The organism is Roseovarius amoyensis, assembly GCF_003260265.1.
GTDB lineage: Bacteria > Pseudomonadota > Alphaproteobacteria > Rhodobacterales > Rhodobacteraceae > Roseovarius > Roseovarius amoyensis.
On sequence record NZ_QITQ01000003.1, the window covers coordinates 1 to 22,482 of the forward strand.

Sequence of the window (22,482 nt, forward strand, 5' to 3'; positions counted from 1 at the left end):
GCGCTGGTTCTCCCGGTCCGGGCTGCGCTCGCCGTGTCCTGCACCGCAGACGGCGGCCACCTCGATATCCATCAGCTGCTGCGCGGCACCTCGGACCAGTTCCCGCAGGAAATCCGCATCATCGCTCCTGGCGATCACGCCCGGAAGGTCAATCATGGTCCCGGTCATCGTGCTCTCCATCGTTGTCATCGGTCGTTGAACAACCTCAGACTACGAAGATGCGCGGTGGCCGCCAGCCCCGGCCGCGCGCTGCGCTACGCCAAAAGGCTCCGCGCGCGGCCTCTTACACCACCCGGTGGGGCACTACCTGCGGTGCCTCGCTTTCCTGGTTGGTCAACCCACCGCACAAAAAGCAAGCACCCGCACGTTCGGTGCAATTTTTTTGATCATCAACCTGTGTGGCTGCGGCAAAAGACGGTTCCCCCTTGCGATGCATGTTTCTGCATGGATTGAGAAAGGCGCAGAACATCAGAGCATCATGAAACTCCACATCGTCATTGTCGAACCGGATGAAGCCCGGGCAAAGCTGGTCATCGACTGCTTGCTGCCACTTGGCCATCAGGTGACGGTTATAGGTGAAGCCTCGGGCCTCGCGCGGCGGGTCTGTGATATCGTGCCCGATATCGTGCTGATCGACATGTCAAATCCGTCACGCGACACGTTGGAGGAAATGGCGCTTGCCTCTGGTCCCAAGGAACGGCCCGTCGCGTTTTTCGTGGATCGTACCGACCGCGACCTGACCCAGCAGGCAATCGAGGCGGGTGTGTCCGCCTATGTGGTTGACGGATTGCAGCCCGACCGCGTGGCATCGGTGATGGATGCCGCGATTGCGCGGTTCCAGATGTTCCGGCGGATGCGGGTGGAACTGGAAACCACCCGCCGCGCGCTGGAAGAACGCAAGCTGATCGACCGCGCCAAGGGCATCCTGATGAAGGCGCGCGGGATTGGCGAGGAAGATGCCTATGCGCTCTTGCGCAAGACGGCGATGGATCAGGGGCGCAAGGTGGCCGAGGTGGCGGGCGCACTGGTCACGGCGGCGGGGTTGTTGTCATGAATCTGACATCCCTGCGCGTGGGCTTTGTGCCGCTTCTGGATGTGGCCCCCATCGTCATCGCCCGTGAAATGGGGTTTGCGCAGGCCGAGGGGCTGGGGCTGGAGTTACAGCGCGCACCGTCCTGGTCGAGCCTGCGGGACATGCTGCTGTGGGGCAAGGTTGACGCGGCGCAGATGCTGGCCCCCGTTCCCGTGGCCATGGCGCTTGGTCTTGGCGGTGCCGTGGCGCGGCTGGATATTCTGCAGGTTCTGTCGATCAATGGCGATGTCATCGGCGTGTCGCAGGCGCTTGCCGACAGATTACGAGTCCTGGGCCATGACTTTGCCTTTACCGATGCGCGCCGCGCCGCGGATGATCTTGGGCGGGCGGTTGACGCGCCGTTGCGGATTGGTGTGCCCTTTCCCTATTCCACCCATGTTGAACTGGTCACCTATTGGCTGCGCAATACCGGCCTGACCTATGAGCTATGCACGATCCCGCCCCCGCGCATGGCCGAGGCGCTGGCAGCGGGTGAGGTGGACGCGTTCTGCGTGGGCGAGCCCTGGGGCTCGGTTGCGGTAGAGTTGGGGGCGGGCACGCTGCTGTTGCCGGGCCGCGCTATCTGGGCGGTTGCGCCCGAAAAGGTGCTGGCCGTGCGCCATGACCGGGCGGATGCAAACCCCGCGCTGACCGGTCGCCTGATGCGCGCCGTCTGGCGCGCGGCCAAATGGCTGAGCGTGCCCGAAAACCGCCTGATTGCGTCGGAAATTCTGGCGCGGCCCGAATATGTCAACGCGCCGGTCGAGATGCTGGACCGCGCCCTGCGTGGTGAAATGGTGATCTCTGCAAGGGGCGAAATGCGGCAGGTGCCGGACATGATCCGTTTCTTTGACGGTGCGGCTACTTTTCCGTGGCGGTCACAGGTGGCATGGTTCGCTGCGCAACTCGCCAGGCGTCAGGGGCTTGATGCCGTTCGCAGCATGGCGGCGGCTAAGGTGATCTGCCGGACCGATCTGTATCGGCAAAACCTGCGCGCCGCCGGGGCGGACCTGCCCGGTGCATCGGAAAAGCTGGAGGGCAGTCTGCATCATCCAACGGCTGTTGCGTCGGAGCAGGGGCAGATGATTCTTGCGCCGGATGCTTTCTTTGATGGTCAGATTTTTGACGCCACCACCGATTTGCGCTGAAATTTTGTGCATCAAAATGCTGCAACTGCAAAATGATCGTTTCCTGCCGGGTTTTTCTTGTCTTCGTGACCGCCGCTATGGATGGTTAGCCTAAGCGATCCGGCAATGTTGTCGGGTTGGAACATAGGGGTTCAATGCCGAACCCTCATAGGCACAGCCGCCTGACCAGATTGCGCATTCCCGCGCAGGATTGGTCGGCGGTTTTTTCGTTTCATGCCCAAACAATCGGGCCACAGCCAGAGGATATCCCCATGATCCGCAAGCTTTTCACAACAACCGTCCTGATCGCCGCCCTGGGCGGAACAGTGTCGCAGGCCGATACATTTCCCGAAGTCGAGGATCTGACCCTCGGCTTTATCAAGCTGACTGACATGGCCCCTCTGGCCATCGCCTATGAAAAGGGCTTTTTCGAGGATGAGGGCCTGTTCGTGACGCTGGAGGCGCAGGCCAACTGGAAGGTGCTGCTGGACGGCGTGATCGACGGAAACCTGCACGGCGCGCACATGCTCGCGGGTCAGCCGCTGGCCGCGACCATCGGTTTTGGCACCTCGGCGCATATCGTCACGCCCTTCGTGATGGACCTGAACGGCAACGCCACGACCGTTTCCAACGAGGTCTGGGAGCTGATGCGCCCGGCCATCCCGTCCGATGCCGAGGGCAAGCCCGTCCATCCGATTTCCGCCGCGGCCCTGCGCCCCGCGCTGGAGGCATTCGCAAGCCAGGGCCGACCGTTCAACATGGGCATGGTGTTCCCGGTCTCGACCCATAATTTCGAACTGCGCTACTGGCTGGCGGCGGGCGGCGTGCACCCCGGTTTCTACAGCGCGGACAACATCTCCAGCCAGATCGGGGCAGAGGCGTTGTTGTCCGTCACCCCGCCACCGCAGATGCCCGCGACATTGGAGGCGGGCACCATATCGGGCTATACCGTGGGCGAGCCGTGGAACCAGCAGGCGGTCGCCATGGGAATCGGCGTGCCGGTTGCGACCGATCTCGATATCTTTCCGATGCGCGCCGAAAAGGTACTCGGCCTGCGCGCGGATTTCGTCGAGGAAAACCCCAACACGGTGCGCGCGCTGACCCGCGCCCTGATCCGTGCCACGATCTGGCTGGATGAGGACGACAACGCCAACCGCGAAGAGGCCGTGCAGATCATCAGCCGCCCGAACTATGTCGGGGCCGACGCGGAGGTGCTGCGCAATTCCATGACAGGGACGTTCGAATTCGAGGCGGGCGATGTACGCCCGGTACCGGATTTCAACGTCTTCTCGCGCTATTACGCCAACTATCCCTATACGTCGGATGCGGTCTGGTATCTGACCCAGATGCGCCGCTGGGGCCAGATCACGCAAGCGCAAAGCGATGAATGGTTCATCGAGACCGCGCAAAGCGTGTTCCTGTCTGACCTGTTCGAGGCTGCCGCGCAATCGCTGGTCGATGACGGGCTGGCCCCGGCCGGGATGTTCCCCTTTGGCAGCGATGGGTTCCGCGACGTGGTGGATCACGCCATCGATGGTGTGCCTTTCGATGCCCGTCAGCCGAATGCCTATATCGACAGCCTGCCGATTGGCCTGAAGGGCACGCAGATCATCGTGGGCACAGAGGTGCAGGGCTGAGGCCCGGCGCAAAAGGAGTGTATGAGATGACTGCAATCGACCCTGCCGAAGTCCTCGCAGAGCGCCGCGCACGCCTGTTCACCCGGATCAACAAGTTCGACGGCTGGTTCAAGGTGCTTGGCCTGTCCTTCATGACGCCGCTGCTGCGCGCCGCCGCCGGGGATAACCCAAAGGCGCAGGCAAAACAGATCTGGCAACTGCTGGGCGTGCCTGTTCTGGCGATCCTCGGGTTTCTGCTGCTTTGGGGCACTTTGGCGCCAAAGGTCGAAACCTCGCTGGGCGCCATTCCCGGCCCGGCGAAGGTCTGGGAACAGGTTGGCGTGCTTCATGCCAATCATGTGGCCGAACGCGCCCGCCGCGCGGATTTCATGGATCGTCAGGCAGTGCGCAACGCAGAACTGATCGCCGCCGGGCAGGCCGACCGCGTGCGCGAACGGCCCTATACCGGATCGCCCACCTATTATGACCAGATATGGACGTCGGTGCAGACCGTATTCTTTGGCTTTGTCATAGCCACCGCAATTGCCGTGCCGCTTGGCATTGCGGCGGGCCTCTCGCCCACGACGAATGCCGCGCTGAACCCTCTGATCCAGATATTCAAACCAGTGAGTCCGCTGGCGTGGCTGCCGATCGTCACGATGGTCGTCTCAGCCGTCTATGTCACGCAGGATGGCCTGTTTTCACGCGCCTTCCTGACCTCGGCGATCACGGTGACGCTTTGTTCGCTCTGGCCGACGCTCATCAACACGGCCCTTGGCGTGGCCAGCATCGACCGCGACCTGATCTCGGTCAGCCGGGTGCTCAAGCTCAACACATGGACCAAGATCACCCGGCTGGTGCTGCCCTCGGCCTTGCCGCTGATCTTTACCGGGTTGCGGCTGTCGCTTGGGGTGGGCTGGATGGTGCTGATTGCCGCTGAAATGCTGGCGCAGAACCCCGGCCTTGGCAAATTCGTCTGGGATCAGTTCCAGAACGGGTCTTCCGCCAGCCTCGCGCAGATCATGGTGGCGGTGTTCACCATCGGGATCATCGGCTTCTTGCTGGACCGGCTGATGTTCGCGCTGCAATCACTTTTCACCTTCTCGAATAACCGGTGATCACCATGAGCATTGTAGAATTCAAGAACGTTTGCAAAGGCTTCGGCACGGGGCTGGACCGCGAGGAGGTGCTGAGAAACATCACCCTCTCGGTCGAGGAGGGCGAATTTCTGGCGATCCTGGGGTTTTCCGGCACCGGCAAGACCACGCTGATAAACCAGATCGCGGGCCTGGCCCAACCCGACAGCGGGCAGGTCCTGTTCAAGGGCCAGCCAATCACCGGGCCGGGGCCGGAACGGGGGCTGGTGTTCCAGTCCTATTCGCTGATGCCGTGGCTGACGGTCGCGGGCAATGTGGCGCTGGCGGTGGATGCGGTGCACAAATCCGCCAGCCGCGCGGAACGCGCCGCGATGGTCGACAGGTTCATCGCCATGGTGGGGCTGAGCCACGCCAAGGGGCGGCGGCCCGCCGAACTGTCGGGCGGGATGCGGCAACGGGTGTCGGTGGCGCGGGCGCTGGCGATGAATCCGCAGGTGCTGCTGCTTGATGAGCCGCTTTCGGCGCTCGACGCGCTGACGCGCGCCAATCTGCAGGACGAGATCACCCGCATCTGGCAGGCCGACCGGAAAACCGTGGTCCTGATCACCAATGATGTGGATGAGGCGCTGCTGCTTGCGGACCGCATCGTGCCGCTGAACCCCGACGGCACGCTGGGGACTCCGTTCAAGGTGTCGGTCCCGCGCCCCCGGGTGCGCACCGCGATGAACAATGACCCGACGTTCAAGCGGCTGCGCGCCGAAGTCACGAAATACCTGATGGATGTGGGCATCGCTGCCAAGCTCGAGGAAACGCGGCATTTGCCGCAGGTCACGCCCATTCACGATGCGCCCAAGGCTTATGCCGAGGCTGCGAAAAGCAGGATTCAGAACAAGTATCTGGAATTTTCGCAACTCTCCAAGGTCTATCCAACGCCCGAGGGGCCGTTGACCGTGGTGGACCGGTTCGACCTGAAGGTGAAGAAGGGCGAATTTATCAGCCTGATCGGCCATTCGGGCTGTGGCAAATCCACCGTCCTGACCATGGCGGCGGGATTGAACGAAATCTCGGGCGGCGCGATCATGCTTGATGGCCGCGCGGTGGAAGGGGCCGATCCCGAGCGCGCGGTGGTGTTCCAGTCGCCCAGCCTGTTTCCCTGGCTGAGTGCCAAGGAAAACGTGGCCATCGGGGTGGACCGCGTCTATCCCCGCGCGTCCCGTGCCGAACGGCAGGAGGTGGTGGAATACTATCTCGAACGCGTGGGATTGGGCGACGCGATGGAACGCATGGCGGCGGACATGTCCAACGGCATGAAACAGCGTGTCGGCATCGCGCGCGCCTTTGCGCTCTCGCCGAAACTGCTGCTGCTCGATGAACCCTTCGGGATGCTGGACAGCCTGACCCGCTGGGAATTGCAGGAGGTGTTGATGGAGGTCTGGTCGCGCACCAAGGTCACCGCAGTCTGCGTCACCCATGACGTGGATGAGGCAATCCTGCTGGCCGACCGCGTGGTGATGATGACCAACGGCCCGCGTGCGCGCATCGGCAAGATCGTCGATGTGAACCTGCCGCGCCCGCGCACCCGAAAGGCCCTGCTGGAACACCCCGATTACTACACATACCGCGCCGAGATTCTGCAATTCCTTGAGGATTACGAACACGGCGCAAGCAAGAAGGATGCCGCGTGATGAAACGCAAACTTGTTGTCATCGGCGCGGGTATGGCCTCGGGCCGCGCGCTGGAACATCTGCTGGCGGCTGACCCGGATGGCTGGGATGTCACGCTTCTCAATGCCGAGCCGCGCGGGAATTACAACCGCATCATGCTGTCGCCGGTCCTGTCGGGCGAAAAGACCTATGCCGAAATCGTCACCCATGACGATGACTGGTATGCACAGCACAGGATCACCTGCCGGTTTGGCGACTCCGTGGTGCGGATCGACCGTGAAAACAAGGTTGTCCATGCCAGTCAGGGCAGCGCGCCCTATGACAAGCTGCTGATCGCCACGGGATCTGCCCCGTTCATCATTCCGGTGGCGGGCAGGGAACTGCCCGGCGTCATCACCTATCGCGACATGGACGACACGCAGGCGATGATCGACGCCTCTGGCCAACCCGGCGCGAAAGCGGTGGTGATCGGTGGTGGCCTGCTCGGGCTTGAGGCCGCGGCAGGTCTGAGGCTGCGCGGGATGGCGGTGACGGTCATTCACCTGATGGACCATCTGATGGAGCGTCAGCTGGACCCCACCGCAGGCTATCTGCTGCAAAAGGACCTCGAGACGCGCGGGATCACCGTGCATTGCAAGGGCGCGACCAAGGCCATTCTGGGCAAGGACCGGGTCGAGGCGGTCTTGCTGGAGGACGGCACGATCTATGACGCCGATCTGGTCTGCATGGCCGTGGGGATCCGGCCCGAAACCCGGCTGGCCACGGATGCCGCGCTGGAAGTCGGGCGCGGGATTGTCGTGACCGACCAGATGGTCACGTCGGACCCGGATATTCTGGCCGTGGGCGAATGCGTGGAGCATGACAGCCAGCTCTTTGGCCTTGTCGCGCCGCTTTACGATCAGGCCAAGGTGGTCGCCGAGACCTTGTTGGGCACGGATGCGGCATTCCAGCCGGTCCAGACCGCGACCAAGCTCAAGGTCACGGGCGTGGACCTGTTCAGCGCGGGCGATTTTGCCGATGAGCCGGGGCGCGAGGATATCGTGTTTCGCGATCCTGCGCGCGGTGTCTACAAGCGGCTTGTGATCGAGAGTGATCGGCTGATCGGCGCGGTCATGTATGGCGACACCGCCGACGGGTCCTGGTTTTTCGGCCTGATCAAGGATGGCGCGGACATCTCGGCGATGCGCGACACGCTGATCTTTGGCCCCGCCTATCAGGGAGGGACCAGCGCGGACCCTCTGGCAGCCGTTGCAGCCTTGCCGCCTGAGGCGGAAATCTGTGGCTGCAACGGCATATGCAAAGGCACCATCGTTGCGGCGATCGAAGGGGGGGCCACCACCCTGGCCGACATCAAGGCGCAAACCAAGGCCAGCGCGTCTTGCGGCACCTGCACCGGGCTGGTGGAACAGGTTCTGGCCAGCACCCTGGGCGACGCCTTTCATATGCCCGCGGCGCAACCGGTCTGCGACTGCACCGATCTGACGCATGAGGACACCCGCCGCCTGATCAAGGCGCGCGCGCTCAAGTCCATGGCGGCGGTCATGCAGGAACTGGGCTGGAAAACATCCTGCGGATGCCATGTCTGTCGGCCCGCGCTGAACTTTTACCTGCTGGCCGATTGGCCGCTGGATTACACCGACGACGCGCAAAGCCGCTTTGTCAATGAACGCAACCACGCCAATATCCAGAAGGACGGCACCTATTCGGTGGTGCCGCGCATGTGGGGCGGCATGACCAATCCCACCGAGTTGCGCGCGATCGCCGATGCCGTCGATAAATACGCCATTCCGGCGGTCAAGGTCACGGGCGGGCAGCGGATCGACCTGCTGGGCGTGCAAAAGGAGCATCTGCCCCATATCTGGGGCGATCTGAATGCGGCGGGGCTGGTCAGCGGGCATGCCTATTCCAAGGGGCTGCGCACGGTCAAGACCTGCGTCGGCACGGATTTCTGCCGCTTTGGCACACAGGATTCCACCGGTCTCGGGATCAAGCTGGAAAAGCGCCTATGGGGGTCGTGGACGCCGCACAAGGTCAAACTTGCCGTGTCCGGCTGCCCGCGCAACTGCGCCGAGGCGACCTGCAAGGATATCGGCGTCATCTGTGTCGAGTCCGGGTTCGAGATCGGCGTCGGCGGGGCGGCGGGGATGGACCTCAAAGAGGTTCAGCACCTGGCCAAGGTCGCGAAAGAAGCCGAGGCCATCGACCTGACCGTGGCCTTTGTCCAGCTCTACCGCGAACACGCCAAATACCTGGACCGGCCCTATAAATGGCTGGCCAAGGTGGGCTTGGAATGGGTGCAGGCGCAGATTGTCGAGGATATGGACAACCGCGCTGCCCTGATCGAACGGTTCGACCTGTCGCAAACCATCTATCAGCGCGACCCCTGGGCGGATCGTGCGACACCACAGGCGCAGGCGGATTTCGCTCCGCTCGCCGATCTGACACGGGAGGCCGCGGAATGACCTGGCTTGATATTGGCGCGCTGACTGAAATCCCCCCGCGCGGCGCGCGCGTGGTGAAAACCGTTCATGGCTGTGTGGCGGTGTTTCGCACCGGCGATGATCGGGTCTTTGCCATCGACGACCGCTGCCCGCACAAGGGCGGGCCCCTGTCCGAAGGGATCGTGCATGGCCATGCCGTGACCTGCCCGCTGCATAATTGGGTCATCTCGCTGGAAAGCGGGCTGGCGCAGGGCGCGGATGAGGGCGCGGTCGCAACCTGTCCCGCAGAGGTGAAGGACGGGCGCATCCTCCTTGATGTCGCGCGCCTCCTCAGGGGGGCGGCGGCATGACCGCAATCCGCACCACCTGCCCCTATTGCGGCGTGGGTTGCGGCGTGCTCATTTCACCTGACGGGGCGGGTGGCGCCACCGTCAAGGGCGACCCCGAGCATCCGGCAAACCTTGGGCGGCTCTGTTCCAAGGGCACGGCGCTTGGCGAAACACTGGGGCTTGAGGGGCGTATTCTTGCGCCACGCGTCGCGGGCCATGAGACAGGTTGGGACGCAGCACTTGATCTGGTGGCAGACCGATTTCAGGCGGCCATCCGCGACCACGGCCCCGACTCTGTCGCCTTCTACCTTTCGGGCCAGATGCTGACCGAAGATTATTATGCCGCCAACAAGCTGATCAAGGGCTACATCGGAACGGCGAATGTGGATACCAATTCGCGGCTGTGCATGGCGTCAAGCGTCGCCGGGCACAAGCGCGCCTTTGGCACCGATACCGTGCCCGGCACCTATGAAGACCTTGATCAGGCTGATCTTGTCGTGCTGGTGGGCAGCAATCTGGCGTGGTGCCATCCGGTGCTCTATCAGCGGCTGGCCACGGCAAAAAAGACACGCGGGACAAAGGTTGTCGTCGTCGACCCGCGCCGCACCGCGACCTGTGATCTGGCTGATCTGCACCTGGCCCTGACCCCCGGCAGTGATGCGGCCCTGTTCAACGCGGCTCTGGTGGCGCTGGCGGATCGCGGCGCGGTGGATCGTGACTACATCGCCCGGCATGTAAGCGGGTTTGACGAAGCCCTCGCCGCCGCGCGGCAATCGCGCCCCGCCATGACCGGGTTGGCCGAGGGCGATCTGGCCACCTTCCTCGACTGGTTCACCGCGACCGAACGAGTCGTCACGATCTATTCCCAGGGGATCAACCAATCGACAAGCGGCACGGACAAGGTCAATGCGGTGATCAACTGCCACCTTGCCAGCGGGCGCATCGGCCGCCCCGGCATGGGGCCTTTTTCTGTCACGGGCCAGCCCAACGCCATGGGCGGACGCGAAGTGGGAGGGCTTGCCAATATGCTGGCCTGCCATCTCGATATCGAGAACGCGGAACACCGCGCTGCTGTGCAAGGCTTCTGGAACAGCCCGCGAATGCCCGAGAAACCCGGCCTGAAAGCGGTTGAGATGTTTGAGGCCGTGGCGCGCGGCGAGATCAAGGCGCTCTGTATCATCCACACCAACCCGGCGGTGTCGATGCCCGATGCCGATGCCGTGGCGCGCGCCATCAAGGGCTGTGATTTCGTGGTGGTCAGCGATGTGACACAGACCGACACCACGCGGCTTGCCGATGTGATCCTGCCCGCGACCCCCTGGGGCGAAAAGTCGGGTACCGTCACCAATTCCGACCGCACCATCAGCCGTCAGCGCGCCTTTCTGCCCGCCCCCGGTCAGGCCCGCGATGACTGGCGCATGATGGCTGATCTGGCTGCGCGCATGGGTTGGGGGGATGCCTTTGACTGGTCGAGCGCGGCCGAGGTCTTTGCCGAACATGCCGCCCTGTCGGGCATCGCGGGCGATCTGGGGCGGGATTTCGACATATCCGGGCTGGCGCTGGCCGATTACGACGCGCTGACCCCCACCCGCTGGCCGGTCAGCGCGCGGCAAGAGGGCGGGCGGTTCTTTGGCGATGGCGGGTTCTTTACCCCCGACAAACGGGCGCGGATGTTGCCAATCATCCCGCGCCTCCCAGCTGCCAGGACCGTCCCGCGCTATCCGTTTCGCCTGAACACGGGCCGTGTGCGCGACCACTGGCACACGATGACGCGCACCGACCTTTCCCCACGCCTGAACCAGCACATCGCAGAGCCGTTCGTCGAAATTCACCCTGACGATGCCACGGCCCTTGGCCTAGCCCCGGCAACGCTGGCGCGCGTCACCAGTCCGCAAGGGGCGGCCATCCTGCGGGTATCAATCACCGACCGGGTGCAGCGCGGGCAGGTATTTGCGCCGATGCACTGGACCGGCAATACCGCCCCCACGGGCCGGGTGGATGCGCTTGTTGCGGCGGTTACCGATCCTGTATCGGGGCAGCCCGAAAGCAAGGCATCAGTCGTGGCGATCACGGCCTTGAACCCGGCATGGTATGGCTTTGCGGTATCGGTCGGACCACAGGTGCCCGATGCCACCTATTGGGCGCGCGCGCGTCACGCGGGGGGGTGGCGCAGCGAACTCGCCGGGGCCGAGGCCCCTTCGGATTGGGAGGCATATGCTCGCGCGCTCTTTAACCTGCCCGATGCGACCTGCCTGAGCGTCGAGGACCGCATCCGTGGTACGCACCGCATCGCGCTGATGGAGGATGGGCGCACGCTGGCCGCGCTCTTTGCCGCGCCGGACCCTGTGCACCTGGCGCGCGGGCATATTGCGGCGCAGGTGGGACAGGCGGGGGGGGAATTGCTGGCCGGGCGCCCCGGTGCAGGCGTGGTCGATCCAGGCCCCACGATTTGCGCCTGTCTGAATGTGGGTCTGAACACGATCACGGCAGCAATTGCCGCGCAAAACCTGACCACGGTCGAAGAGATCGGCGCGGCCCTGCAAGCGGGCACAAGCTGCGGATCGTGCCGCCCGGAACTGGCGGCGCTTCTGACGCCACGGCTCGCGGCAGCGGAATGACCGTTGTCACCTGCGTCCACTCCCTGGCGCGCGGCGACGTGCCCCACCAACACCATCGAGGTGAAGTGGTCCCGGTTTTCCGGACATCTCAGCGACCGATCCAAGGTGTATCCGGGCCATCCGACGCATCAATAGCAGCCTGCGGCGAACAGAGCGCGAGCAGGAAAACGGAACCAAACAGTCTCATCCAGGCCAACCACCAGGTCAGGGCATGTGACTTCGGTTCAACTTCAACTGCGTTCAGCCTTCCATTGCCTCCAATTCGTCGATGAAGCGCGAGATCATCGAAAGGCCCTTGTCCCAAAACGCCGGGTCGGAGGCATCGAGCCCGAAGGGGGCCAGCAGTTCCTTGTGGTGTTTCGACCCGCCAGCGCGCAGCATCTCGAAATACTTATCCTGAAAGCCCTCCGGCGCCTCTTCGTAGACGGCGTAGAGCGCGTTCACCAGCCCGTCGCCAAAGGCATAGGCATAGACGTAAAAGGGCGAGTGCACGAAATGGGGCACATAGGCCCAGAAATGCTCGTAGCCGTCCATGAATTCGAACGCCGGGCCGAGGCTGGTCGCCTGCACGCTCATCCACAGCGCGCCGATATCCTCGGGCGTCAGTTCGCCCTCGCGGCGGGCGTCGTGCAGCTTGCATTCGAAATCGTAGAACGCGATCTGGCGCACCACGGTGTTGATCATGTCCTCGACCTTGCCCGCCAGCAGAACCTTGCGTTCGTCCTGCGTTTCGGCGGTTTCCAGCAGCCGGCGAAAGGTCAGCATCTCGCCGAATACGCTGGCGGTTTCGGCCAGGGTGAGCGGGGTCGATGACAGCAACTCGCCCTGTCCGGCGGCAAGGCGTTGATGCACGCCGTGGCCCAGCTCGTGCGCCAGTGTCATCACGTCGCGCGGCTTGCCCAGATAGTTGAGCATCACATAGGGGTGCACCTCGGTCACGGTCGGGTGGGCAAAGGCGCCGGGCGCCTTGCCGGGCTTCACGCCGGCGTCGATCCATCCGCGGTCAAAAAACGGTTCGGCCAATTCGCCCATGCGCGGGTCAAACGCGCTGTAGGCCCCCATCACGGTTTCGCGCGCCTCGGACCAGCCGATTTCGCGGGTTTCCTCCATCGGCAGGGGGGCGTTGCGGTCCCAGACCTGCAGATTGTCGAGGCCCAGCCATTTGCGCTTTAGCTCGTAATAGCGGTGGCTGAGGCGCGGATAGGCGGCCACCACCGCGTCGCGCAGCGCCTGCACCACCTCGGGTTCGACATCGTTGGACAGGTGGCGCGCGGTCTGCGGCGCGGGCATCTTGCGCCAGCGGTCGACGACCTCTTTTTCCTTGGCACAGGTGTTGTGGACGCGGGCAAAGGTGCGGATGTTGGCGCCGAATACGCGGGCCAGTTCATACGCCGCGGCCTTGCGCCGGGAACGGTCCTGGTCGGTCAGCAGGTTGAGCGTTGCCTCAAGGCCCATTTCTTCGCCATCGACGTTGAAGGTCAGCCCGGCGATGGTTTCGTCGAACAGGCGTTCCCACGCGTCGCCGACAACGCTGAGGTCATGCAGAAAGCGTTCCAGTTCGTCCGAAAGCTGATAGGGCTTCATCGCCCGGATGCGGCGCAGCACCGGGGCATAGCGCGCAAGTTCGGGGTTTTCGTCGTACATGCCTTGCAGCGCGGCATCGTCGAGGCGGTTCAGCTCCAGCGTGAAGAACACCAGCGGGGTGGTGAAACGAGTGATCTTTTCCTGGCAGTCGGACAGGAACTTGGCGCGCCCGCCATCGGTGGTCAGCTGGTGATAGCGCAGCCCGGCAAAGGACATCACCCGCCCGGCAACGGTGCTTATGCGTTCGTCACGGCGGATGCAGGCCAGCAGGCCCTCGGCGTCAAGCTCGGCGAGGCGGCCCTCGTAATCCTGGGCGAAGGCGGCGCATTCGGTTTCCAGCCATTCCAGGTCACGGGCCAGTTCCGGCGCGTCCTCGGCAGTGTAGAGATCGCTCAGATCCCATTCCGGCAGGTCGCCCGCGCTGTCAGGGCCTTTGGGGCCGGAGGCTGCGTTGGCGTCTCGGGTGGGCCGGGGCAGGCGGGTCATGCGCGAATTCTCCTGGGTCTGGTGTGTCAGGCTGACAGATAGGGTGGTGTGCCGGCAGGCTCAAGCAGGGATGTGGGGCAGGGGTCAGGCGTGGGTCGGGGTGCCATCGGCGGTGCCGCCCGCCGCGTGACAGAATTCGGCGATCATGTCGAAGAGGCGCGCACGTGTCGCGGCATCCTCCATCAGCACCTCGTGGCGCGCGCCGGGGACGACCTCCAGCCGCCCACCGGGCCAGTCTGCCATGCGCTCTTCGATGCGGGTGGTATCGACGATGTCCTCTTCCGATCCCATCAGCGTCAGGCAAGGCAGGTCGGGTGAGGGAAGGACAGACAGCTCACGCGTTTCCACCAGCGCCTCGTGCAGCCAGTGCAGGCTGGGCCCGCCCAGTGCCAGTTCGGGGTGTGCGCGCAGATGACCGATCATGTAGTCGTACATCTCGCGGTCGCGCGTCAGCTTGTTGGTCTCGAAGGGTTCGTACAGCACATAGGTGCGGCCATCGGTGCCCGGGGCATAGTGATGACCGACGCCCAGCTGCCGGCTGCCCCAGGCCAGCGACCAGGCCAGCGGGCGTAGCGGGTCGGCGATCTGGATGCCCCACATCGGCCCGGAAAAGACGCAGGACACCACATCAAGCCCCGCCATCGCCGCGCGCAGGGCGATGCCACCGCCCATGGAATGGCCCAGCAGGTGCCAGGGGCGGGGCAGGTCCAGGTCGTGCGCCAGATCGAGCAGCGCCGCGACATCGCGCTGATAGTCGCTGAACAGGTTCACATGCCCCGTCATCGGGTCATCCATCAGCCGGTCGGCCAGCCCCTGTCCGCGCCAGTCGACGCACAACGTTGCCAGCCCCCGGCGGGCAAAATCATCCGCGGCGCGGCCGTATTTCTCGATATACTCGGTGCGTCCGGGGAACAGCAGAACCGTGCCCCGCGCGTCGGGCGCCGGCCACAACCCGGCGCGGATGCGCACCCCGTCATCCGTTTTCAGCCACCAGGCTCGCCCGCCCGGCGGCCCCTCGGCCATATCGGCGAATAGCGGGGCGTCTTCCCTCACGCCAGGGCGCTGCCCAGTTTCATCGCCAGCCCCATATCGCCATCGACGCTGAGCTTGCCGGACATGAAGGCCGAAGTCGGGTTCAGATCGCCCGAAAGGATCGCTTCGAACGTGTCGGCCGATGCGGTCAACGTCACGTCCGTCTCTTCGTCGCCGGCGCGCACGCCTGTTTCGTCGATCAGGATTGCGCCTTCGCCGTCGATGACGAACTTGGCGGTGCCGGCGTCGAAACCGTCGCCGATGCGGGATTTCAGCGCGTCCACGGCTGCCTTGATGACGTCGCTCATGCTCAATTCCTCCGAAATTGCCACGCCGGGGCTTTGATTCGCGGCGATGGGCGTTAAATTCAGTTTTGATATGGCCGTTCAAAACCGCTTTCTCAATCTTACCGTCGCGTCGTTCCTGGCGATAGGGGCGATCTGTGGCCCGGTCCGGGCGGATGATTCGCCCCGGTTGGAGCGTTTGTTCACCCAGTTGCACGAGGCCGATCCGACCGATGCGCTGCGCCTGGCCCGCGAGATCGAGCTGGAATGGTCCAGATCCGGCTCTGCCGCGATGGACCTGCTGCTCAGGCGCGGCAACGACGCGATAGAGGCCGGCGACGCCCTGGCCGCGATCGAGCATTTCACTGCCCTGACCGATCACGCGCCGGATTTCGCCGAAGGCTGGTACCGCCGTGCGCTGGCCTATGCGATGGCCGATCTGGATGGCCCGGCGATGGCCGACCTGCAACACGCGCTGGCGCTTGAGGGGCGGCATTTCGATGCCATCGCCAGCATCGGCGCCATTGCCGAGCGCACCGGGCGCGAGGGGCTGGCGCGGCGGGCCTATGAGGCGGCGTTGCAGATCTACCCCAACCATCCGCGGGCGACCGAGGGGCTGGCCCGGCTGGATGCCGAAAGCCCCGGCAAGGATATCTGACAAACAGGCGGAGCCATCGAATGGCCGAACGATCCCGGGTCCTGGCGGTGCTGGGCCCGACCAACACGGGCAAGACCCACTACGCCATCGAACGCATGCTGGGCTATCGCACCGGCGTGATCGGCCTGCCGTTGCGGCTGCTGGCGCGCGAGGTCTATGAACGCATCAAGGCGGTGCGCGGCCCTTCGGTGGTGGCGCTGGTCACCGGCGAGGAACGCATCGTGCCCGACCGCGCGCGGTACTGGGTCTGTACGGTCGAGGCGATGCCAGAGGGGCTGGGCACCGATTTCGTCGCCATCGACGAGATCCAGCTTTGCGCCGACCCCGAGCGCGGCCACGTCTTCACCGACCGGCTGTTGCAGATGCGCGGGCAGCACGAAACCCAGTTCCTGGGTGCCGAAACGATGCGCGGGGCCATCGCGGCGCTGGTGCCGGGGGTGGAATTTCTGCACCGCGAACGCATGTCGCAGCTCTCCTATACCGGCCCGCGCAAGATTTCGCGGATGCCGCCGCGCAGCGCCATCGTCGGGTTTTCGGTCGAAAACGTCTATGCCATCGCCGAATTGATCCGCAGGCAAAAGGGTGGCGCGGCGGTGGTGATGGGCGCGCTCAGCCCGCGCACGCGCAACGCCCAGGTCGAGCTTTATCAGAACGGCGATGTCGATTACCTGGTTGCGACCGACGCCATCGGCATGGGGTTGAACCTGGATATCGACCACGTCGCGTTTTCGGCGCTGACGAAATTCGACGGCCGCCGGATGCGGACGCTGGCACCCAACGAGCTGGCCCAGATCGCTGGGCGTGCGGGCCGGGGGATGCGCGACGGCACCTTCGGCGTGACCGGCGAGGCCCCCGATCTTGATGGCGAGGTGGCGCAGGCGATCGTCGATCACCGCTTTGCCCCTGTCCGCAAGCTGGAATGGCGCAACCGGCGGCTGGTCTTCGGCAATGTCGATGCGCTGATTGCCTCGCTCGAAGAGCGCCCCGAGGACGAGCGCCTGACCCGCGCGCGAGAGGCCGACGACATGGCGGCACTGCGCACGCTGGCGGCGCAGGCGGAAACCCGCGCGCGCGCATCCGATGCGCCCTCGGTGCGGTTGTTGTGGGATGTCTGCCGCATCCCCGATTTTCGCGGCATCAGCCACGCCGAACATGCCGGGTTGCTGGGTACCATATTTTGCGACCTGCACCAGCATGGCCGCATCCGGCGCGACTGGTTCGCCGAGCAAATTCGCCGTATCGACAGAACCGATGGCGGTATTGACGCGTTATCAAAGAGGCTGGCCTATATCCGAACATGGACCTATGTCGCGCAACGCAAGGGCTGGGTTGATGACGAAAGCCATTGGCGCGAGGCGACTCGCGCGGTAGAAGACCGGCTGTCGGATGCGCTTCACGGCGCACTGACCCAGAGATTCGTGGACCGGCGCACCTCGGTGCTTATGCGGCGGCTCAAACAGAAGGAGGCCATCGTGGCCGAAGTGAACGATACCGGCGAAGTCACCGTCGAGGGCGAATTTGTTGGCCGTCTCGAAGGTTTCCGTTTCGTCCGCGACAAGACCGCAGCGGGGCAGGAGGCCAAGACCGTCGAACAGGCCGGGCTGCAGGCGCTTGCGCCGCATTTCCATCTGCGCGCGGATCGGTTCTATAACGCCCCCGATACCGAGATAGATTTCACCGAACAAGGCGGCCTGATGTGGGGCAGCTCGGCGGTGGGCAAGCTGGTGCAGGGCAGCGATCCGCTGACGCCGCGCGCCGTGGGTTTTGTCGACGAGGCCGCAGGCCCGGACGTGACCGCCAAGGTCGAACGCCGGCTGCAGCATTTCATCGACCGCAAGATTGCCACGCTGTTCGAGCCGCTGAACGCGATCAGCAAGGACGAAACGCTGTCGGGTCTGGCCCGCGGTTTCGGGTTCCGTCTGATCGAGAATTTCGGCATCATCCCGCGCGGCGCGGTGGCAGCAGAGGTCAAGGCGCTGGACCAGGAGGCGCGCGGCCAGCTGCGCAAGCATGGCGTGCGCTTTGGCCAGTTTACGATCTTCATGCCCTTGCTGCTGAAACCCGGGCCGACGCGGCTGCGGCTGGTGCTGTGGGGCCTGCAAAAGGGGCTGGACGAGTTCCCCGAGGCGCCGCCGCCGGGTCTGGTGACCGTACCCGCCGGCACCGGCCAGCCCGAGGGCTATTTCGCCATGGCCGGTTATCGTGCCGCCGGCGAGCGGGCGATCCGTATCGACATGCTGGAACGGCTGGCTGACATGCTGCGTGCCCAGGACAGCCGCGCCGGGTTCGAGGCGACCGCCGACATGCTGTCGATCACCGGCATGACGCTGGAACAGTTCGCCGGTCTGATGACCGGCCTTGGCTACCGCGCCGAGCGTGGTGAACGCGAAAAGGTGAAACCGGTGGATCAGGCGATTGTGGACGCGCCCGCTGATGCCGCAGCCGGGGCAGAGGCCGAGGCTGCGGAGACCCAGACAGCCAAACAGGTTGTCGAGGAAATCGCTGATCAGGGCGAAGCGCCGCTGGCCGCCGAACCGACCGAACCGGCCGAGGTTGCGCCCGATATCGCCGCCACCCCCGATGATGAACTGCCGCCGGGGGCCACCCCGGCCGAAACCGCAGAGCCCGAGCAGGAAGTGTTCTATACCTTCACCTGGGCGGGCCGCGCCCGAAACGCCCGGCCTGGCCAGGCGCAGGGCAGGGATGACAAGGCCCCGCGCGGCCGCAAGGGTGGCAAGCCGGGCAACAAACCCGGCGGCAAGCCCAGGGGCAAGCCGGGTGGCAAGCCCGAGCATAAGGGCGCACGCACCTATTCGGCCCGGCCCGAGAAGAAAGACCGCATCGACCCCGACAACCCCTTTGCCGCGGCGCTGATGGGGCTCAGGGATAAGACCTGACGCCGGTGAACGAACTGCCGCAAAAGGCCCGGCTGGACAAATGGCTCTGGCAGGCGCGGTTCTTCAAGACGCGCAGCCTGTCGGCGGGGGTGGTCACGGGCGGGCATGTGCGCGTCAACAGCCGCAAGGTTTCGAAGCCCGCACAGGCCGTGGGTCTGGGCGATGTGCTGACCTTTCCACAGGGGCGGCGGGTGCGGGTGGTGCGCATTCTTGCCCTGGCCACCCGGCGCGGACCGGCCACCGAGGCGCAGACGCTTTATGACGATCTCTTGCCCGATCTGCCGGATGACCGCGCGCCGCCCGCGCCGCGCTATGACGGCGGCGGCAGGCCGTCCAAGCGCGACCGCCGCAAACTGAACCTGAGACGTTCCGACACGCTTGAATGATCGGCGCGGCTGGATTAGGTCACCGCCACAAGTCATGGGATGAGAGTACAAGATGACCTACGTGGTTACCGACAACTGCATTGCCTGCAAATACACCGACTGTGTCGAGGTGTGCCCGGTGGATTGTTTCTACGAGGGCGAGAACATGCTGGTCATCCATCCCGACGAATGCATCGACTGCGGCGTGTGCGAACCCGAATGCCCCGCCGACGCCATCCGCCCGGATACCGAGCCCGACATGGATAAATGGGTCGAGTTCAACCGCGAGTATTCGGAAAAGTGGCCGGTCATCGTTTCGAAAAAAGATCAGCTGCCCGAAGCCGAGGAACGCGACGGCGAAGAAGGCAAGCTGGAAAAGTACTTTTCGGAAAAACCGGGCGAGGGCAACTGAACTCTCCCGGTGCGCGTCGGCAAGGCCCCAATGGCCGCCCATAGGCACGACGCTGCGTAACGCAGTCCATGATCGCGGGTGCATGGCATGCATGGCGCGGTGATTGCGCTTTCGAAATGTCGAAATTTGTGGTATGGTCAGTAAATAGCTGAAGATAACCGCCTGGACCCGTCTGCCCGAGCAACAAACTGGGGATGACGCTTTTTGCGTCCGACATGTTGGCTCATTGGATGATCTCATCCTGTGGGGGGAAAGGCGTGTTCCGTTGTCGACGGCCCCTGATGAGTGAGGAAGAACTGAATGAGCAAATCGAAAAAGTCCGAGTTCCGGCCCGATGATTATGTTGTCTATCCCGCCCATGGCGTGGGTCAGATCGTGTCGATCGAGAAACAGGAAATCGCCGGAATCGAACTGGAATTGTTCGTGATCTCCTTTGAAAAGGACAAGATGACGCTGCGGGTGCCCACCCACAAGGCGACCGAGATCGGAATGCGCGGCCTGTCCAGCCCCGACGTGGTGTCCAGGGCGATGACCACGCTCAAGGGCAAGGCGCGGGTCAAGCGCGCGATGTGGTCGCGCCGGGCGCAGGAATACGAGCAAAAGATCAACTCGGGCGACCTGATCGCGATTGCCGAGGTGGTGCGCGACCTGCACCGCACCGACGAACAGCGCGAGCAAAGCTATTCCGAACGTCAGCTTTACGAGGCGGCGCTGGAACGGCTGACGCGCGAAGTGGCCGCCGTCAGCGGCGAGGGTGAGGTTGAAGCGGCCAAGCAGGTCGACGAGGTACTGGTGTCGCGCGCCGCCTGAGCGCCGGACCGTGAAACGATTGAAGGCCGCGCCGGTGGGTGCGGCCTTTTTCGTGCCTGGACGCGGGGTTATTGCCTATCGCACCAGATCGGTTTGACGCCCGCCCCGGGTGTTTCTGATTGAATGCGACATGCTTTATGTCGCCAGGCTTGCCAGCACCGCCACCTCGGCCACCTGCTGGGTCGCGCCCAGGATATCACCCGTCTGCCCGCCGATGGTGGCCTGCGCCAGCCAGCGCATCACCAGCATGGCCCCGCCGGCCCAGATCAGCGCCCAGGGCGCCTGCAGCCCGGTCAGGATCAGTGCAGCGGCGATGCCGATGCCGGCGGCAACCCATGCCGTGGCCGGTGTTACCTGTCCCACACCATGCGACAGCCCGCTGCTGCGCGCCGGGGGCAGGGTTGCCATCAGCGCCGGCATCATCCCCCGCGATACCGTCGCCGCCACCATGATCGCCGCCGCCGCCGGGCCGGGGCCGGCCTGAAACAGCATCCACAACGCCGCCCACCGCGCAGCAAAAGCCAGGATCAGCGCCAGCACGCCATAGGTGCCGATGTGGCTGTCCTTCATGATTTCCAGCCGGCGTTCGCGGGTCCAGCCACCGCCCAGCCCATCGGCGGTGTCGGCCAGCCCGTCTTCGTGCATCGCACCGGTCGACAGGATCATCACGCCCAGAACCAGCACCGCCGTCAGCGCCGGCGCCATGCCCAGCCAGTGCGCCACCAGCCCCGCCAGCGCCGCCAGCCCCCCCAGGATCAGCCCGGCCACCGGATAGGCCCATGCGGCCCTGGCCGCATCGTGCGGTGCCCCGCCGGATGTCACCGGCAGGCGCGAGAGCAGCGCCAATGCCTGGCGGATATGGGCGGGGTCGAGGTCGGGCCGGTCGGTTCCTGGCATGGCGAAGTCTCTTTTCGGTCTGTAATCCGGGTTTCTGTGGGGTAAGAGAGCGTCAGAAAGACCGCGGGGGACAGGATGCTACAGGATATCGGGACAGTCGAGGCGTTTTCACAGCTCTTGCACGACCTGCCGCAGGAAGATGGCGCAGCGCGCAGTGCCGCCTCGGCGCGCAACGGCGAGTTGACCAAGCCGCCAGGGTCACTGGGCCGGTTGGAGGACCTGGCCGCCTGGTACGCCGCCTGGCGCGGCGATCCGCGCCCGGTGATCCGCACGCCGCAGGTCATTGTCTTTGCCGGCAATCACGGCGTCACGGCGCAGGGTATCTCGGCCTTTCCGGGCGAGGTGACGGGTCAGATGGTGGCCAATTTCCGGGCCGTTGGCGCGGCCATCAACCAGCTGGCAGAGCTGGCCGGCGCGCGCATGGATGTGCATGCGCTCGACCTGGACCGCCCGACCGCAGATTTCACCCAGGGCGCCGCCATGACCGGGGCGGAGTTCGTGCAGGCGTTGAATATTGGCTGGCAAGCCGTTGATGAAAAAACGGATTTGCTGGTTGTGGGCGAAATGGGGATCGGCAACACTACCGCCGCTGCCGCGATTGCGCTGGCGCTATATGGCGGCGAGGCGGGTGATTGGGTCGGCCGTGGGACCGGGCTTTCGGACGAGGGGCTGAGCCACAAGGCGCAGGTGGTGACGCGCGCGGTGGCGGCCAATGCCGCCTGTCGGGGCGACGGGCTGGAGGTGCTGCGCTGCCTCGGCGGGCGCGAGATTGCGGCGATGGCCGGGGCGATGGTGCGTGCGCGGATGCTGCGCATTCCGCTGATCCTGGACGGGTTCATCTGCACCGCCGCCGCCGCCTGCCTTGAGAGGGCGCAGAAAGGCGCGCTCGATCACGCCGTCGCGGGCCATGTGAGCGCCGAGTTTGCGCATCCCAGGATGCTGGAAAACCTGGGGAAAGAGCCGCTTTTGTCGCTGGGCATGCGGCTGGGCGAAGGGTCGGGCGCGGCGCTGGCGATCAACATCCTCAAGGGGGCGCTGGCGTGCCATTCGGGTATGGCGACCTTTGCCGAAGCGGGCGTTGCGGGCGGCTGAG

Annotated in this window: 18 protein-coding genes; 14 read left to right on the forward strand and 4 right to left on the reverse strand. The window is 64.7% G+C overall.

The annotated features are described in order from the left end of the window. The first annotated feature begins 478 nt into the window (after nt 1–478). The 8 genes from DL899_RS03855 to DL899_RS03890 all read left to right on the forward strand — a co-directional run bounded on the left by DL899_RS03855 (nt 479) and on the right by DL899_RS03890 (nt 11,964). On the forward strand, nt 479–1,054 hold the full coding sequence (locus DL899_RS03855; protein WP_111732908.1) for an ANTAR domain-containing response regulator: 576 nt from the start codon (nt 479–481) through the stop codon (nt 1,052–1,054). Next, nucleotides 1,051–2,220, forward strand: a complete 1,170-nt coding sequence (locus DL899_RS03860) for a CmpA/NrtA family ABC transporter substrate-binding protein (RefSeq protein WP_111732636.1) — start codon at nt 1,051–1,053, stop codon at nt 2,218–2,220. Before DL899_RS03855 ends, DL899_RS03860 begins: the two co-directional genes overlap by 4 nt. 254 nt (nt 2,221–2,474) lie before the next feature. After that, nucleotides 2,475–3,836, forward strand: coding sequence for a CmpA/NrtA family ABC transporter substrate-binding protein (locus DL899_RS03865; RefSeq protein ID WP_420820949.1), 1,362 nt, complete (start codon nt 2,475–2,477; stop codon nt 3,834–3,836). A 26-nt stretch (nt 3,837–3,862) separates the two neighbouring features. After that, a complete protein-coding gene (locus DL899_RS03870; protein WP_111732638.1) occupies nt 3,863–4,933 on the forward strand; it encodes an ABC transporter permease in 1,071 nt (356 codons plus the stop codon). A gap of 5 nt (nt 4,934–4,938) precedes the next feature. Beyond that, a complete protein-coding gene (locus DL899_RS03875) occupies nt 4,939–6,597 on the forward strand; it encodes an ABC transporter ATP-binding protein (protein WP_204355243.1) in 1,659 nt (552 codons plus the stop codon). Continuing rightward, entirely contained in the window at nt 6,597–9,038 is a 2,442-nt protein-coding gene (gene nirB / locus DL899_RS03880) for a nitrite reductase large subunit NirB (protein ID WP_111732642.1), read from the forward strand. The genes DL899_RS03875 and nirB overlap by 1 nt, the downstream gene beginning before the upstream one ends. Beyond that, complete coding sequence (gene nirD, locus DL899_RS03885) at nt 9,035–9,367, forward strand: nitrite reductase small subunit NirD (protein WP_111732644.1); 333 nt, start codon at nt 9,035–9,037, stop codon at nt 9,365–9,367. The genes nirB and nirD overlap by 4 nt, the downstream gene beginning before the upstream one ends. Continuing rightward, on the forward strand, nt 9,364–11,964 hold the full coding sequence (locus DL899_RS03890; protein ID WP_111732646.1) for a nitrate reductase: 2,601 nt from the start codon (nt 9,364–9,366) through the stop codon (nt 11,962–11,964). Before nirD ends, DL899_RS03890 begins: the two co-directional genes overlap by 4 nt. Nucleotides 11,965–12,204: 240 nt before the next feature. Here the strand turns inward: DL899_RS03890 and DL899_RS03895 are convergent, their stop codons facing one another. The 3 genes from DL899_RS03895 to DL899_RS03905 all read right to left on the reverse strand — a co-directional run bounded on the left by DL899_RS03895 (nt 12,205) and on the right by DL899_RS03905 (nt 15,374). Then, nucleotides 12,205–14,034, reverse strand: coding sequence for a M3 family oligoendopeptidase (locus tag DL899_RS03895; RefSeq protein ID WP_111732648.1), 1,830 nt, complete (start codon nt 14,032–14,034; stop codon nt 12,205–12,207). Nucleotides 14,035–14,118: 84 nt separating this feature from the next. Continuing rightward, the gene (locus DL899_RS03900; protein WP_111732650.1) at nt 14,119–15,057 is read right to left on the reverse strand and encodes an alpha/beta fold hydrolase; all 939 of its coding nucleotides are present in this window, start codon (nt 15,055–15,057) and stop codon (nt 14,119–14,121) included. A gap of 26 nt (nt 15,058–15,083) precedes the next feature. Next, nucleotides 15,084–15,374 (reverse strand): SCP2 sterol-binding domain-containing protein, encoded by a 291-nt coding sequence (locus DL899_RS03905; RefSeq protein ID WP_111732652.1) that lies wholly within the window; start codon nt 15,372–15,374, stop codon nt 15,084–15,086. Nucleotides 15,375–15,444: 70 nt separating this feature from the next. Between DL899_RS03905 and DL899_RS03910 the strand changes: the two genes are divergently transcribed. The 5 genes from DL899_RS03910 (at nt 15,445) to DL899_RS03930 (ending at nt 20,492) form a co-directional block, all read left to right on the forward strand. After that, on the forward strand, nt 15,445–16,008 hold the full coding sequence (locus DL899_RS03910; RefSeq protein WP_239494592.1) for a tetratricopeptide repeat protein: 564 nt from the start codon (nt 15,445–15,447) through the stop codon (nt 16,006–16,008). Between the two features lie 20 nt (nt 16,009–16,028). Further along, the gene (locus DL899_RS03915; protein ID WP_111732654.1) at nt 16,029–18,905 is read left to right on the forward strand and encodes a helicase-related protein; all 2,877 of its coding nucleotides are present in this window, start codon (nt 16,029–16,031) and stop codon (nt 18,903–18,905) included. Nucleotides 18,906–18,910: 5 nt separating this feature from the next. Further along, nucleotides 18,911–19,291: an RNA-binding S4 domain-containing protein gene (locus DL899_RS03920; RefSeq protein WP_111732656.1), complete on the forward strand. Its 381-nt coding sequence runs from the start codon at nt 18,911–18,913 to the stop codon at nt 19,289–19,291. Nucleotides 19,292–19,343: 52 nt separating this feature from the next. Then, the gene (fdxA, locus tag DL899_RS03925; protein ID WP_111732658.1) at nt 19,344–19,682 is read left to right on the forward strand and encodes a ferredoxin FdxA; all 339 of its coding nucleotides are present in this window, start codon (nt 19,344–19,346) and stop codon (nt 19,680–19,682) included. A gap of 300 nt (nt 19,683–19,982) precedes the next feature. Then, complete coding sequence (locus DL899_RS03930) at nt 19,983–20,492, forward strand: CarD family transcriptional regulator (RefSeq protein WP_111732660.1); 510 nt, start codon at nt 19,983–19,985, stop codon at nt 20,490–20,492. 135 nt (nt 20,493–20,627) lie between these two features. On the opposite strand, the gene DL899_RS03935 is transcribed toward DL899_RS03930, so the two are convergent. After that, the gene (locus tag DL899_RS03935) at nt 20,628–21,389 is read right to left on the reverse strand and encodes an adenosylcobinamide-GDP ribazoletransferase (protein WP_111732662.1); all 762 of its coding nucleotides are present in this window, start codon (nt 21,387–21,389) and stop codon (nt 20,628–20,630) included. Nucleotides 21,390–21,464: 75 nt separating this feature from the next. On the opposite strand from DL899_RS03935, the gene cobT reads away from it, so the two are divergent. After that, nucleotides 21,465–22,481 carry a nicotinate-nucleotide--dimethylbenzimidazole phosphoribosyltransferase gene (gene cobT, locus DL899_RS03940; protein ID WP_111732664.1) on the forward strand — a complete coding sequence of 339 codons (1,017 nt, stop codon included), beginning with the start codon at nt 21,465–21,467 and terminating at the stop codon, nt 22,479–22,481. The last annotated feature ends 1 nt before the right edge of the window (nt 22,482 follow it).

What these genes read in the sequence shown, in the direction of transcription:
- DL899_RS03935 (WP_111732662.1), bottom strand. Translation starts at nt 21,389, where the DNA reads ATGCCAGGAACCGACCGGCCCGACCTCGACCCCGCCCATATCCGCCAG.
- DL899_RS03905 (WP_111732652.1), bottom strand. Translation starts at nt 15,374, where the DNA reads ATGAGCGACGTCATCAAGGCAGCCGTGGACGCGCTGAAATCCCGCATC.
- fdxA (WP_111732658.1), top strand. Translation starts at nt 19,344, where the DNA reads ATGACCTACGTGGTTACCGACAACTGCATTGCCTGCAAATACACCGAC.
- DL899_RS03930 (WP_111732660.1), top strand. Translation starts at nt 19,983, where the DNA reads ATGAGCAAATCGAAAAAGTCCGAGTTCCGGCCCGATGATTATGTTGTC.
- nirD (WP_111732644.1), top strand. Translation starts at nt 9,035, where the DNA reads ATGACCTGGCTTGATATTGGCGCGCTGACTGAAATCCCCCCGCGCGGC.
- DL899_RS03915 (WP_111732654.1), top strand. Translation starts at nt 16,029, where the DNA reads ATGGCCGAACGATCCCGGGTCCTGGCGGTGCTGGGCCCGACCAACACG.
- DL899_RS03900 (WP_111732650.1), bottom strand. Translation starts at nt 15,057, where the DNA reads ATGGCCGAGGGGCCGCCGGGCGGGCGAGCCTGGTGGCTGAAAACGGAT.
- DL899_RS03860 (WP_111732636.1), top strand. Translation starts at nt 1,051, where the DNA reads ATGAATCTGACATCCCTGCGCGTGGGCTTTGTGCCGCTTCTGGATGTG.
- DL899_RS03890 (WP_111732646.1), top strand. Translation starts at nt 9,364, where the DNA reads ATGACCGCAATCCGCACCACCTGCCCCTATTGCGGCGTGGGTTGCGGC.
- DL899_RS03875 (WP_204355243.1), top strand. Translation starts at nt 4,939, where the DNA reads ATGAGCATTGTAGAATTCAAGAACGTTTGCAAAGGCTTCGGCACGGGG.
- DL899_RS03910 (WP_239494592.1), top strand. Translation starts at nt 15,445, where the DNA reads ATGGCCGTTCAAAACCGCTTTCTCAATCTTACCGTCGCGTCGTTCCTG.
- cobT (WP_111732664.1), top strand. Translation starts at nt 21,465, where the DNA reads ATGCTACAGGATATCGGGACAGTCGAGGCGTTTTCACAGCTCTTGCAC.
- DL899_RS03870 (WP_111732638.1), top strand. Translation starts at nt 3,863, where the DNA reads ATGACTGCAATCGACCCTGCCGAAGTCCTCGCAGAGCGCCGCGCACGC.
- DL899_RS03855 (WP_111732908.1), top strand. Translation starts at nt 479, where the DNA reads ATGAAACTCCACATCGTCATTGTCGAACCGGATGAAGCCCGGGCAAAG.
- DL899_RS03895 (WP_111732648.1), bottom strand. Translation starts at nt 14,034, where the DNA reads ATGACCCGCCTGCCCCGGCCCACCCGAGACGCCAACGCAGCCTCCGGC.
- nirB (WP_111732642.1), top strand. Translation starts at nt 6,597, where the DNA reads ATGAAACGCAAACTTGTTGTCATCGGCGCGGGTATGGCCTCGGGCCGC.